This is a genomic window from Melghirimyces algeriensis, from assembly GCF_900182565.1.
Taxonomy (GTDB): Bacteria; Bacillota; Bacilli; order Thermoactinomycetales; family DSM-45169; genus Melghirimyces; species Melghirimyces algeriensis.
In genome coordinates this window covers 74665-87826 of record NZ_FXTI01000005.1, presented here as the reverse complement: position 1 = coordinate 87826, position 13162 = coordinate 74665, and the positions used below count along the sequence as shown (strand labels likewise).

The window sequence follows — 13162 nt, the reverse complement described above, 5'->3', positions numbered from 1 at the left end:
TAATTTGTGAAAAATGGTTGTACCAGTGTTGAGAGCCCGCCGTGTATGGAAGCGGCGGGTGGTTTCTGTCGGTTTGGTGCGTTATATTTTGGAGTGTAAAATTTCCTATTCTTATATGAGTGGAGGAATAGCATATGGAATGGATACAACAGATTCCGTCTGTGGTTTGGATCAGTTTGGGAGTCATTTTGCTTGCAATGATTGGTACTTATTTTATGGTATCTCGCAAACGGGGACAGGAAGTTGAAGAATTGGAAAGGGCATTTAGTAAACCCTATCATATGGATGACGATGAGGAAGATGAACACAGAGAAGGTGTTTCGGAAAAGGAGTCCTAGAGCCCGTTGACAAGCGGATGTGCCAATGGGGCCATCTTCTTGCAAGAGGGTGATTTGAGTTACGAAGTCTCGGTCAGAGAGTGCAAGGAACCGTTTGGACTTGCCAGGAAGCGGGTCTGATCGAGACGTTACCCATGAGGAGGGATGGCTGATGAACTGGAAGTGGGGGATCTCGGTTGGGGTCGGACTTCTTCTCCTTGCCGCATGTGCACCTCAGGATGAACCGCCGAAAGGAGAGACGGAGGAGGCCTCACCCAAAACACTGTACAGCAACAACTGTGCGGGTTGCCACGGTCGAAACCTGGAAGGAACGGCCGGTCCGTCGCTGGAGAAGGTAGGCGAAAAATACTCCCAGTCAGAAATTGAACAGATTTTAGCGAACGGGAAGGGGCAGATGCCGGCCCAAAAGCGGTTGTCTGACGAACAGCGGGATAAGTTGGCGTCTTGGTTAGCTGAGAAGAAGTGAACAGGTGTTGCCTGATGTTCATAGGCAATACTGTGGCAGACATAATACTTGTTCAATGAAAATGCTTTTTGGATGAAGGGTAATATTTATCGGACCCCATTTCCTTGGGTAGGTATTTAACAATCTCATTTTGAGTCCTCCTGGGTATAGCAAAGGGAATCAACAGTCGTTGACGCCCTTGACTATACCCAGGAGGTTTATTTTTGGTTTTGTGAAAGCGGCTTGTCCCTCTTTAAGCCTTGGAGGGGCTCACCAGGTGAGATGAATTGGGGAGATCCATTGTCTGTCCTTTATTCTGTTATCGAACTGTTTTTTACAAATTCAATAAAATGGTTCAAATTGGTGGACAATTCTTCATCTCCTTTACGGCTACAAAGATAGATCGGCCGCCTGATCTCAATCCCTTTTACAATGACTCTCCCTACTTCCTTGCGTTTCAAATGGTCTTTGACTGCAAGTGCTGGAGCCAGCATGGTCCCATATCCCGCCATGACAGAACGGATGGATTCATTTAAGCCATGAAATTGTAATCCAATATTGGGAACAGGGACCCGATGAATTTTGCATAAAGAAAAGAGGATGTCCCTTGTGGAACTTCCTTCTTCTCGGAATAGAAATGGCTCCGACATTAATTCCCTTAAGGAAACCTCTTTTCCATCGTATTTGTGCCCATGTGGAACCAAAAACCAGAAGTCGATATCCATTAAGTGATGCCGTTTTATATCCGGGTGATTCCATTCCTCTTTCACGACAAAAGCGATGTCTGACTTGTAGTGAAGCAATTTTTCAATCACTTGATCTGAATTGCCACTGTATAAGTTTACCTTTATGGAAGGGAAATCGTTCTTAAATTTCGCCAACCAGATGGGCAATAAAAAGTTGGCTGGCAAATAGGTAGAGGATATTCGCAAGTCCTGTAATTCTCCGTTCTTCAGTTGAATCAGCTTGTTTTCCATATCTTTTTCCATATCAAACAACCTCTCAGCGCGCGCAACTAAAAACTCCCCCTCTCTGGTAAGCTTGATCCCTCTTCCTTCTGTTTCGACCAGTCTCAATCCCGTTTCCTTTTCCAAATTTCGTATTTGGACAGTTACAGCGGGCTGACTGATGGAAAGGGCTTCAGCAGCTTTTGTAACACTTTTCATGGAAGCAACTTTTGTAAATATACGCAATGCATGAATATTCATTGATAGAACCCTTTCATAAAAAATATTTATATATTAACGAAAAACATATATTGGATTTATTGATGTTTATTATATATCCTCTTACTAGCAAGCAAAAAGGGGATATTGAATGAAAAGGCAAATCATTGTATGGTTTCTTATTCCAACCGTATTCTTGCTGGGCATCAGTCTGTTTCTGATGAAGGGATCACTTTTTCATCTGCTCTTGATCGGAATGGTGTCATCCTTTGTTGGTACATTAGCGGGCGGTGGAGGTCTCATTACTCTACCAGCGATGCTGTTGACGGGTATTCCCATTCAAACAGGTATTGCTACGAATAAATTCTCGTCCGGGATTGCTGCATTTTCGAGCGTATTCTATCTGATATATCGTAAGCACCTTCGGTTTAAAACAATCATTCCAAATGTATTTGTCGCCTTGATAGGAGGGATTGGAGGAGCTTTATTTACAGCTCATGTTTCCGAAAAAACAATGAATATGATTGCCTTCGTTCTGCTTTGTTTCGCATTCATCGTCACCCTTAAAAACAGGAGATGGATGGAGTCTATTCAAATGGAGGAAAAGAAATCTTCGCATAACATTTGGGAATATCTGCTTCCTTTTTTTATCGCTTCTTATGATGGGGGATTTGGCCCTGGCTCTTCTACATTTGGCATTTTATATTACATGAAAAAACATCATACCTATCTAAAGGCTGTTCAACTGACAAGGGCTTTGATTTTTGGAAGTTGTGCAGGAGGATTTATCATTTTTTATCAGACGGGTTTCTTTCAATGGTCCTATGCCATCGCGATGGCTTTGGGTTCCATGATCGGTTCACAGATGGGCCTGTTGGTTTTACCAAGAGTCCCCTTGAAAATCGCCAAACCATTGTTGGTTTCCATTATCTGTTTATTGATAACGCAGATGGTCTATAAAATGATATAAACTTAGCAAGGTTGATCTACACACACAGTCTAACGATTATTTCGCAATGGAAAGGTTTTGGAGGCTACACTAACTAAGTGATCTGCAAATGAACTTCCTTTTAGAGCTGATTTTTCCTTGTATTGGAGAAATCAGCTTTTAATGTCCGTTTATTTCTCCGTAGTCGGTTTTATGTCAAATCATTGACAGTATGAACGGAGCAATCTGGAAGCTTCAGTTATCGTTAATCCATAAACTGGAGGTTTATGACAAAGTAGGGGGAGAGGGGATTTCCGTCTCCGCATCTCTTTCCTCCAGCAAAGAAGAGGAAGGAGTCCGCTTCACCCCCTCCGGTCCCAACCAGCGGACAAAATATCCGCTAAACGGTTGGGACCTCCAGGGGTTCCGCTGGGTCGTCGGAAAAGGATGCTCCACCGGAAATCCCCCCTCCTATTCTCCTTGTCAGCAGTCTCTCAGCGAATTCTTCGCTGTTTTTTTTTCGATTTGCATTGAATAAATATAAATATGTATGTATAATGATACAAAATTGATTGCGGAATGCAGAAGAATGAGAGGAGAAAAGGGATGAACGCAGCGATTGTGGGAGCGACAGGCTATGGGAGTGCAGAGTTGATTCGGATTCTGAGCAATCATCCATATGTGACGTTAACAACATTAATTTCTTCGTCGAAAGCGGGAGCAGAATTGCGGGAGGCTTTCCCCCACCTGTCCCATCTAAATTACTCATTGGAAGAAGGGGACCCGGAGTCATTGGCCGATAAAGCGGATATTGTCTTCTTTGCTGCACCTTCAGGCGTCAGCAGTCAATGGGTTCCCTCCCTGGTTGAACAGGGACGGATCTGTATCGATCTTGCCGCTGACTTTCGGTTAGACGGTTCAACATATCGCAAGTGGTATAAGGGAGAGCCTCCTTCAGATTTCTGGTTGAGTCAGTCAGCATATGGGTTGAGTGAGTGGTTTGCCCCATCCATACGGAAAGCGAATGTCATTGCCAATCCGGGTTGTTATCCGACAGCGGCTTTAATGGTACTGATTCCTTTACTGAAACAAGGAATTCTGGATGGAGATTCTGTGGTCATTGACGGTAAATCGGGGATGTCCGGAGCGGGGCGGAGTGTAAAGCAGCAAAGTCTGTTCTGTGAAATCAATGAAAATCTGTTTCCGTATCAAGTGGGGAAACACCGACATACCCCAGAGATGGAGCGATATGCCGGGATCGCGGGTGGACAGCGAACAACGGTTCTCTTTACTCCGCAAATTGTGCCGATGAACCGGGGGCTTTTGGTAACGGTGTATGGCCCGGTTGCAAAGGGATGGACTTTACCCCAGGTGAGAGAAGTTTTGCTGGAAGCGTATGAAGAAAGTCCCTTTGTTCGGGTGGTTGGGGAAGATCAGGTTCCTCGAACCAAAGGGGTTCAGGGAAGCAATTTCTGTGATGTCGGAGTTTATCTGGATGAGCGTTCAAAGACGGTGGTTGGAATGGCTGCGATTGATAATTTGGTCAAGGGAGCGGCGGGTCAGGCCGTACAAAACTTGAATTTGCGCATGGGCTGGCCGGAGACAGCGGGATTGCAAGGTTTTCCGCAGTATCCATAAGTTTGGAAGGGGAAAGGGGAAGAGAAACCATGGAACAACTGCGGATCGCAGTGAGAGAAGAGAACAGATATGAAGTGATACAGAATCCGCAGATCACATCGCCCCGTGGATTTCAGGTGTCAGGTCTTCATGCGGGTATTAAGAGAAAACGGAAAGATATGGGACTGCTCTTTTGTCAAGTGCCTGCTTCGGCGGCTGCTGTTTATACAACCAATCGATTTCAAGCCCCTCCACTCCAGGTTATAAAGGAAGGGTTGGAGGTGGAGGGACGAATGCAAGCGATGGTGGTGAACAGTGGAAAGGCCAATGCCTGTACGGGTTTGCAAGGGTTGGAAGACGCCCGAACGATGCGGCAGGAGGCAGCTGGATATTTGGCGATCCCAGAACACCTGATCGGTGTCATCTCTACGGGTGTCATTGGCGAGCGTTTGCCCATGGATCGGGTCAAAAAAGGGATTTCGCGTTTGGTGGATTCGCTGGGAACGGAGGGACATGAAGATTTTTGTCAATCGATCCTGACGACGGATACATGCACCAAAGCGGAAGAAGTACGCTTGAAGGTAGAGGGGCGGGAAGTGAGAGTGGCCGGAGTGGCCAAAGGGTCCGGGATGATTCATCCCAACATGGCCACTATGTTGGCTTTTATCAATACGGATGTTGCGATTGAATCCACTGTTTTACAAACCCTTCTTCGGAAGGTAACGGATGAAACATTTAACATGATCACAGTGGATGGCGATTGCAGCACCAATGATATGGTTTCCGTTATGGCCAGCGGATTGGCGGGAAATACGCCCCTCACGGAAGATCATCCGGATTGGAAAGCTTTTTATCAAGCGTTTAAACATGTGGCACAAGGATTGGCGCAAAAGATTGCCAGGGATGGAGAAGGAGCGACCCGTTTGGTGGAAGTGACGGTCACAGGGGGAGAGACAACAGAAGAAGCACGAAAGGCGGCAAAGGCGGTTGTCGGTTCCAATCTGGTAAAAACAGCCATTTACGGAGCCGATCCCAATTGGGGACGAATTGTCTGTGCTCTTGGATACAGTGGTGTGCTTTTTCATCCGGAAACAGTGGAGGTCTATATCGGCTCTGTCTGCGCAGTTCAGGGAGGCCATCCGGTTCCAATGGATGAAACAGCAGCTCGCCAGGAGCTGGAAAAAGATCCGGTCCGGATTTGGATTCACCTTCACCAGGGAGCATCGGAGGCAACGGCATGGGGGTGTGATCTCACGTATGACTATGTACGGATCAATGCCAGCTATCGGACGTAGGACCCTGTTCAGTGAACGGTTCACCACAGGTTTACGGACCAGAAAGGAAAAGGGCTAGCACGGGGAGCAACGAACATGGAGGTAAAAGAAGGGGGAGGAAAGAGAGAATGCGGGTTCAGCCGGTGGTGATCAAAGTTGGGGGAAGTGTGTTGGAAACGTTGCATTCGTCCTTTTTCCAAGACTGTGGCCATCTGTTAAAAAAGGGTTTTCACCCGGTGGTTGTCCATGGGGGCGGCCCTGAGATCAGCCGACTTCAGGAACGATTGGGTTTAACGCCTCAGTTTTGCGATGGATTGCGTGTCACGGATGACCAAGGGTTAAAGGTGGCAGAGATGGTGTTGGCCGGCTCGGTGAATAAACAGCTGGCTGCCATGTTTCAAACGGCTGGTTTTTCAGCGCTGGGTCTTTCAGGAGTGGATGGAGGGCTTCTAAGTGTTCGTCAAAAAGATCCCAAACTGGGGTGGGTGGGAGAAGTAAGCAGTGTTTGTCCGGCTGTCCTATATGATCTGATCGATCGGGGATGGATTCCAATCGTGGCTTCTTTGGGCATGGATTCATGGGGACAGCGATACAACGTCAATGCTGACTCGGTCGCCGGAGCCATTGCCCAGGCCCTATCCGCGGAACGGTTGTTCATGGTGACGGATGTTCCCGGAATTATGAAAGGGGACCGCGTTCTCTCCCAGGTTACTCCGACAGAGGTACAAACGATGATTCAAAAAGGAATCATTCAGGGAGGCATGGTTCCCAAAGTAAAGGCAGCACTTGAAGCCGTGGAAACGGCTGTTCATGAAGTGGTGATTGTGGATGGCAGTGCTTCCGGATGCCTGATGAATACAGGCACCCGAATCAGAAAGGAAGTGAAGACGCATGGCCTTATTTCCCACCTATCTGCGGAGTGACCTGCATCTGGTCCGGGGAGAAGGGAGCTGGCTCTGGGATGATCAAGGAAAGCGGTATCTGGATTTTACATCCGGGCTGGGCGTTTGCAATTTGGGCCATACCCATCCTGAAGTGAAATCAGCCGTTCAAAAACAGTTAAACCATTTGTGGCACGTCTCCAACCTGTTCCACATCCCCCAACAGGAAGAGGTATCGGCTTTGTTGGCAAAGGAAACCGAGTTGAAATATGCTTTCTTTTGCAACAGTGGAGCTGAATCGGTTGAGGCAGCCATTAAGCTGGCCCGCCGGTATGGTTCGGAATCGAAAGGATTAAGCCAGCCGGAAGTGGTAACCTTTCATTCTTCCTTTCATGGGCGGACACTGGCTACATTGACTGCCACCGGTCAGGAGAAAGTGAAACAAGGCTTTGCTCCCTTGCCGGAGGGTTTCCGCTGTCTCCCATATAATGATGTGGAAGCTCTGGAGTCCGGTTTAACGGAACATACAGCGGCGGTCCTGCTGGAAATCATTCAGGGTGAAGGAGGGATCTGCCCGGCTGGGTCAGATTTCTTAAAGCGGTTGGAACGGCTTTGTCGTCAACGAAACATTTTGTTGATGGTGGATGAAGTGCAGACGGGCATCGGTCGAACCGGAGACCTGTTCGCTTTCCAACATGCAGGGATACAACCGGATGTCGTCACTGTAGCCAAAGGTTTGGGAAACGGATTCCCTGTCGGGGCGATGCTGGGTCGAAGCGGATTGGAAAAGCACTTTGGTCCAGGCAGCCATGCCAGTACATTTGGAGGCAACCCCTTGGCGATGGCAGCTGCCAAAGCCGTCCTGCAAGAAATGACAGAAACGGATATTCTGATTCGGGCGAAGCAAACGGCCCAATATCTTCAGAATCAATTGGAACAGCGTTTGTCTTTGCACGCTTCGGTTGTGGATATTCGCGGACAGGGATTAATGTGGGGAGTGGAGCTGAACCAACCGGTGGCACCACTAATCAGGATCTTGCAGGAAAAGGGGTTACTGGCTGTCATGGCGGGACCCAAGGTTCTTCGGTTGTTACCGCCATTGGTAACAGAAGTGGCAGAGGTGGAACAAGCGGTTTCCATCATCGATGAAAGTTTGCATCTGTTGGAGGAGGTTGTTGAGGATGGAGGCGTTTTTAATCTTTGAAGATGGAGAGGTTTTTCCGGGGAGATGGATTGGATCTCCCAAAGAATCTCCGGGGGAAGTCGTTTTTACCACCGGAATGACCGGTTATCAGGAAGTGATGACCGACCCTTCCTACAGCGGTCAGATTGTAACGTTTACCTACCCCCTGATCGGCAATTACGGGAAGGTTCCTGGAGAAAGTGAAAGCAAATTTCCCAGTTGTGCCGGTATTGTGGTCAATGAATGGTGTAAAGACAGTGACCATTTGGGGAAATGGCTGGATGCCTGGAATATTCCCGCCATCGCTGGGGTAGACACCCGTGCAGTGGTTCGTAAAGTGCGGGAAACGGGTCCCATCCGGGGCGTGATTTCCACTCACCCCCGCATTCAGTTGGAGAAATGGCCTGATCCCTTGTCTCTGCAATGGGTCAATCGGGTTTCAGTACAGAAGCCCGTCTCTTATCCCTCTTTAGGTCCAAATCCGTTTCATGTCGTTCTGATTGATTTTGGGGTGAAAACGTCCATCATCAACACGCTTCTGCAACGAGGATGCCGGGTCACAGTCGTTCCATGGTTTACGGAGCCGGATGAGTTGGAACAGTTGGCTCCGGATGGGCTTCTTTTTTCCAACGGACCGGGGGACCCAAAGGCATTTCAGCCCTATCTGAACCGGTGGGCTTCATTGGTGACCCAAATTCCCACGATGGGGATCTGTCTGGGGCATCAGCTGTTGGCACTGATTTTGGGTGCGGATACGGAACGTCTCGCTTTTGGACACCGGGGCAGCAACCATCCGGTGCGGGAGACGGAAACAGAGCGGGTCTGGATTACATCCCAAAACCATGGATATACGGTTTGTCCTTCTTCATTGGATCATTTGGCATGGAAAGTGACGCATCTACATGTCAATGATGGTTCCGTGGAAGGGATGGCTCATCGACAATATCCGATCTTTTCTGTCCAGTTTCATCCGGAAGCACATCCGGGTCCCGCCGATTCCATGCCACTTTTTGATCGGTTTATCGAAATGATGAAGGAAAAAAAGCAGGTGATGGTTCATGGATAGAGGGAAAACCAACACGCCCCCAGTGAAAAGCGTCTTAATGATCGGTTCGGGACCGATTGTCATCGGGCAGGCGGCGGAGTTTGATTATTCCGGAACCCAGGCTTGCCTTGCTTTGAAAGAGGAAGGAATCCGTGTCATTCTCGTCAATAATAATCCGGCAACGATTATGACCGACCCCCATGTGGCAGATGTGGTGTATACAGAACCTCCTACAGCGGAAGCCGTCGCCCGGATCATTGACAAAGAACGTCCTGAGGGGTTACTTGCCACAGTAGGTGGACAAACCGGGCTGAATCTGGCGGTGGAACTTCAGGACAAAGGGGTATTGGAGCGCTACGGGGTAAAACTGTTGGGAACGCCTGTGGACACCATTCGACAAGGGGAAGATCGGGAAACCTTCAAACAGATGATGGAAGCGATTGGGGAACCGGTACCGGTTGGCCAGACATTTTCCACTGTAAAGGAAGCCATCCGGTTTGCGCATACCATTGGATTTCCGGTGATTGTTCGACCCGCTTACACCCTGGGTGGTTTTGGTGGAGGTGTAGCCCGGAGCCCTGAAGAGCTGGAACGGGTGGTACGACAGGGACTGACCGCCAGTCCGATTGGGCAGGTTCTGATTGAGGAAAGCATCCTTGGTTGGAAAGAGATTGAATATGAAATGATGCGGGATGCCAATGATACCTGTATCGCTGTCTGCAATATGGAAAATTTGGATCCCGTGGGGACCCATACAGGTGACAGTATTGTGACAGCACCATCCCAGACGTTAACGGATCAACAGTATCAACAGTTACGCACCGTTGCCTGCAAAGTGATTCGGGCATTAAACGTGATCGGGGGATGCAATATTCAGTTTGCTGTCCATCCGGAGACCGGGGATTACCGGATTATTGAAGTGAATCCCCGTGTCAGCCGATCCAGTGCGTTGGCTTCGAAGGCAACAGGTTATCCGATTGCACGGTTGGCAGCGAAACTTTCCATCGGGTATCGGCTGGATGAATGTCTGAATCCCATTACCGGTCATACCTTCGCCAGTTTTGAGCCCGCTATCGATTATGTCGTCGTCAAATTACCCCGTTGGCCTTTTGATAAGTTTCCAAAAGCAGATCGGCTCCTTGGAACCCAGATGAAGGCTACCGGTGAGGTTATGGCCTTGGGAAGAAATTTTGAAACCGCTCTGTATAAAGCCATTCGTTCCCTGGATCTGGGTCGATATACACTGTTGGGGCCAAAAGAACAGAATCTGACTGATCAGCAATTGACAAGGCGCCTTGCTCAACCGGATGATCAACGGTTGTTCCTTTTGGCAGAAGCCTTTCGAAGAGGTTGGAAGGTGGAAAAGATTCATGATCTGACTGCCATCTCTTCCTGGTTTCTATATCGCATTCATGGCATGGTTCGTTTGGAAGAAACGTTGAAATCTTTTTCCTGGGAGACGGTGGATGACAAAACGTTAAAGGAAGCCAAGGCAAAAGGAATAGCGGATGCTGCGTTGGCGGATTGGTTTGAGGTATCAGAAGATCAGATTCGAAAGCGTTGGAAAAAGAACGGATGGTCTCCCTCCTATAAGTGTGTTGATACCTGTGCGGGGGAATTTGTTGCCGAAACGCCTTACTTTTATTCTTCCTGGGAGGGAGAAGATGAAGTGGATGACCCGGATGACGGGGGTCGTGTTCTGGTGTTGGGGGCTGGACCCATCCGTATTGGACAAGGAATAGAATTTGACTATTGTTCCGTTCATGCAGCATATGCACTGAAGAAGCTGGGACTGAAGTCGGTCGTGATCAACAACAACCCGGAAACGGTCAGTACAGATTACGCCACGGCTGATCGCCTCTACTTTGAACCGCTGTCGGTGGAAGACGTCCTTCATGTGGTGGAAAAAGAAGGGGTGGAAGGGGTGTTGGCGCAGTATGGCGGTCAGACATCCGTCCGTCTGATTCGAGGGCTGGAAGAGGCTGGGGTGAACGTATTGGGCACCTCTGCTGACATCATTGATCAAGTGGAGGATCGGCAACGATTTTATGGGTTGTTGAATCAGCTGGAGATCCCCCATATTCCCGGAGAAACAGCCCATTCATCCAATGAGGCGCTCCAATCTGCTGAAAAGCTGGGGTATCCTTTATTGATCCGTCCTTCCTATGTCATTGGTGGTCAGGGGATGCAAGTGGTTCGCGACAGGGAAGAGCTGAAAGAGGTCCTGGATTGGTTTACGGATTCGTTGCCGAAGGAAGCTTATCCCATCCTGTTGGATCGCTTTGTGGAAGGAATGGAAGTGGAAGTGGACGCGGTGACGGATGGAAAGGATCTGGCGATTCCAACGCTGGTCCAGCATGTAGAGAAAGCCGGAGTTCATTCGGGAGACAGTTTGTCGATTCTTTCCGCTCCGGACCTGACGGATGAACAAAAGAACCGGATTGTAGACTATACCCGGCGGATTGTCAGAAAGCTTTCCCACAAAGGACTTTTAAATATCCAGTTTGTCTTGGATGACACCAATGTTTATGTGCTGGAAGTCAATCCAAGGGCATCCCGAACCGTCCCCGTGATCAGTAAAGTGACCGGTGTGCCCATGGTGGAATGGGCAACCCGCGTTCAATGGGGAGAACCGCTTTATACCTTTGCTCCATTGGGACTCATGGAGAAATGTGGGATGAAGGCGGTAAAGGGACCGGTCTTCTCCTCCGTCAAGCTGCCTGGAGCGGAACCGGCACTGGGACCGGAGATGCGCTCGACCGGAGAGATCCTCGGAATAGGAGCCACATTGGAAGAAGCGGTGGCCAAAGTGCTTCCGTTTGCTGTGAACGGTTCGCTTCCTCCCTTTGGCCCAGGAACCCATCTTCTTCTTTCTGTCTCCGATGCGATGAAAGAAGAACTGGATGAATCACTTGCCGGTTTCGTCCAACGGGGCGTTCATCTGACCGCGACGGAGGGGACAGCCGCTTTCCTGCAACAGAGGGGATGGACTTCGGTGGAAACGATCTCCCCGGACAGCCTGGAACAGTGGTTCCGAAAAGAGGTCCCCAAGCTGATCCTCAATATTCCCACCCGGAGCGGAGCAAAAGGGCGTAATGGATTTCGCCTCCGCCAGTTGGCCCTGGAATGGCAGGTTCCCTGTTTTACATCCATCGATACGTTCCATTGGTGGGTTCGCATCAACAATTTAAGAAATGCAAACGAGTGGTCCGTTACACCCCTATACTCAAGTGGAATCAAGGAGGCGATGATAAAGTGAGCATGGAAAAAGGGTTGGTAAAGGAGACAGCAAGTGGCGTTGCCCCTTCACTCAAAGGAAAGGATTGTCTCTCCTTGTCGGCATTTCCGTTGGAAGCGATCGAGTTGTTGACCGAAAAAGCGATGCAGTTGAAAAAACAGCAAGTTGCGGGAAAAGAATGTCAGTGCTTAAACGGAAAAAGTTTGGCGATGATTTTTGACAAACCTTCTACCAGAACACGGATTTCGTTTGAAGTGGGAATGAAACAGTTGGGAGGGCATACCCTTCATTTACACCGGGATGAACTGCAATTGAGTCGAGGGGAAACCCTCCAGGATACCGCACGGATTTTGTCCGGCTATGTGGACGCTGTTCTCATTCGTACCTTTACCCATGAATTGGTTGCAGAATTGGCCGAGCATGCGTCCATTCCCGTGATCAACGGACTGACGGATCTTCATCATCCTTGCCAGGCATTGGCGGATTTGCTCACCTTAAAAGAAGAAAAAGGACATCTGAAAGGTCTGAAGCTGGCTTATATCGGGGATGGAAACAATGTCTTTCATTCGCTCCTGGAAGCGGCGGCTGCAACGGGGATCCATTTGGTTGCAGCGATTCCAAAAGGGTATGATCCCAATGAAACCATTGTTCAACAGGCCGTTCAGACCGCCGTACAAACCGGGGCTACCATTTCCTTTACTCGGATTCCTGAGGAAGCTGTAGCAGGAGCGGATGCCGTCTATACCGATGTATGGTCCAGTATGGGACAGGAAGAAGAAGAGGAAAAACGGATTCAGGATTTTCAAGGGTTTCAGGTGAATGAGAAGCTGATGTCGCTGGCCGACTCCGAAGCGTTATTTCTTCATTGCTTGCCTGCCCACCGCGGCCTGGAAGTGACAGCGGAAGTGATGGAAGGTCCCCATTCTGTCGTTTTTCAACAGGCTGAGAATCGACTGCATGCACAAAAAGCTCTGTTGGCAGGATTGTTGGGTTAAAGCGAAATTATCAATATAAGTAACCATCAGGGAGGCATCTGCCTCCCTGATT

The 13162-nt window shown here is 48.9% G+C and carries 12 protein-coding genes; 10 read left to right on the top strand and 2 right to left on the bottom strand.

The window, feature by feature from the left end:
* The first annotated feature begins 134 nt into the window (after positions 1-134).
* Together FN782_RS08795 and FN782_RS08790 are read left to right on the top strand one after the other, a co-directional pair.
* Positions 135-338, top strand: a complete 204-nt coding sequence (locus FN782_RS08795) for a hypothetical protein (protein ID WP_142505420.1) — start codon at positions 135-137, stop codon at positions 336-338.
* A 151-nt stretch (positions 339-489) separates the two neighbouring features.
* Complete coding sequence (locus tag FN782_RS08790) at positions 490-804, top strand: c-type cytochrome (RefSeq protein WP_142505419.1); 315 nt, start codon at positions 490-492, stop codon at positions 802-804.
* Positions 805-1094: 290 nt separating this feature from the next.
* Here the strand turns inward: FN782_RS08790 and FN782_RS08785 are convergent, their stop codons facing one another.
* Entirely contained in the window at positions 1095-1991 is an 897-nt protein-coding gene (locus tag FN782_RS08785; protein ID WP_142505418.1) for a LysR family transcriptional regulator, read from the bottom strand.
* Positions 1992-2169: 178 nt separating this feature from the next.
* Between FN782_RS08785 and FN782_RS08780 the strand changes: the two genes are divergently transcribed.
* Complete coding sequence (locus FN782_RS08780) at positions 2170-2919, top strand: sulfite exporter TauE/SafE family protein (RefSeq protein WP_246064908.1); 750 nt, start codon at positions 2170-2172, stop codon at positions 2917-2919.
* A gap of 243 nt (positions 2920-3162) precedes the next feature.
* Here FN782_RS08780 and FN782_RS16825 read toward each other — a convergent pair whose 3' ends face one another.
* Positions 3163-3333, bottom strand: coding sequence for a hypothetical protein (locus FN782_RS16825; RefSeq protein WP_185956074.1), 171 nt, complete (start codon positions 3331-3333; stop codon positions 3163-3165).
* Between the two features lie 150 nt (positions 3334-3483).
* Between FN782_RS16825 and argC the strand changes: the two genes are divergently transcribed.
* The 7 genes from argC (at position 3484) to argF (ending at position 13110) form a co-directional block, all read left to right on the top strand.
* Positions 3484-4515, top strand: a complete 1032-nt coding sequence (argC, locus tag FN782_RS08775) for an N-acetyl-gamma-glutamyl-phosphate reductase (RefSeq protein WP_142505416.1) — start codon at positions 3484-3486, stop codon at positions 4513-4515.
* Positions 4516-4544: 29 nt separating this feature from the next.
* Complete coding sequence (gene argJ, locus FN782_RS08770) at positions 4545-5789, top strand: bifunctional glutamate N-acetyltransferase/amino-acid acetyltransferase ArgJ (protein ID WP_142505415.1); 1245 nt, start codon at positions 4545-4547, stop codon at positions 5787-5789.
* 107 nt (positions 5790-5896) lie between these two features.
* Complete coding sequence (gene argB, locus FN782_RS08765; protein ID WP_142505414.1) at positions 5897-6691, top strand: acetylglutamate kinase; 795 nt, start codon at positions 5897-5899, stop codon at positions 6689-6691.
* On the top strand, positions 6660-7853 hold the full coding sequence (locus FN782_RS08760) for an acetylornithine transaminase (RefSeq protein ID WP_142505413.1): 1194 nt from the start codon (positions 6660-6662) through the stop codon (positions 7851-7853). The genes argB and FN782_RS08760 overlap by 32 nt, the downstream gene beginning before the upstream one ends.
* Positions 7831-8898, top strand: a complete 1068-nt coding sequence (locus tag FN782_RS08755; protein WP_142505412.1) for a carbamoyl phosphate synthase small subunit — start codon at positions 7831-7833, stop codon at positions 8896-8898. Before FN782_RS08760 ends, FN782_RS08755 begins: the two co-directional genes overlap by 23 nt.
* Entirely contained in the window at positions 8891-12136 is a 3246-nt protein-coding gene (carB, locus tag FN782_RS08750; protein ID WP_142505411.1) for a carbamoyl-phosphate synthase (glutamine-hydrolyzing) large subunit, read from the top strand. The genes FN782_RS08755 and carB overlap by 8 nt, the downstream gene beginning before the upstream one ends.
* Before the next feature lie 2 nt (positions 12137-12138).
* A complete protein-coding gene (gene argF / locus FN782_RS08745; RefSeq protein WP_142505582.1) occupies positions 12139-13110 on the top strand; it encodes an ornithine carbamoyltransferase in 972 nt (323 codons plus the stop codon).
* Positions 13111-13162 lie beyond the last annotated feature (52 nt).

Bases quoted from the DNA above. Each gene is read 5' to 3' on its own strand.
- FN782_RS08790 (WP_142505419.1), top strand. From the start codon at position 490: ATGAACTGGAAGTGGGGGATCTCGGTTGGGGTCGGACTTCTTCTCCTT.
- argC (WP_142505416.1), top strand. From the start codon at position 3,484: ATGAACGCAGCGATTGTGGGAGCGACAGGCTATGGGAGTGCAGAGTTG.
- carB (WP_142505411.1), top strand. From the start codon at position 8,891: ATGGATAGAGGGAAAACCAACACGCCCCCAGTGAAAAGCGTCTTAATG.
- FN782_RS08760 (WP_142505413.1), top strand. From the start codon at position 6,660: ATGGCCTTATTTCCCACCTATCTGCGGAGTGACCTGCATCTGGTCCGG.
- FN782_RS08755 (WP_142505412.1), top strand. From the start codon at position 7,831: ATGGAGGCGTTTTTAATCTTTGAAGATGGAGAGGTTTTTCCGGGGAGA.
- argJ (WP_142505415.1), top strand. From the start codon at position 4,545: ATGGAACAACTGCGGATCGCAGTGAGAGAAGAGAACAGATATGAAGTG.
- FN782_RS08785 (WP_142505418.1), bottom strand. From the start codon at position 1,991: ATGAATATTCATGCATTGCGTATATTTACAAAAGTTGCTTCCATGAAA.
- argF (WP_142505582.1), top strand. From the start codon at position 12,139: ATGGAAAAAGGGTTGGTAAAGGAGACAGCAAGTGGCGTTGCCCCTTCA.
- FN782_RS08795 (WP_142505420.1), top strand. From the start codon at position 135: ATGGAATGGATACAACAGATTCCGTCTGTGGTTTGGATCAGTTTGGGA.
- argB (WP_142505414.1), top strand. From the start codon at position 5,897: ATGCGGGTTCAGCCGGTGGTGATCAAAGTTGGGGGAAGTGTGTTGGAA.
- FN782_RS08780 (WP_246064908.1), top strand. From the start codon at position 2,170: ATGAAGGGATCACTTTTTCATCTGCTCTTGATCGGAATGGTGTCATCC.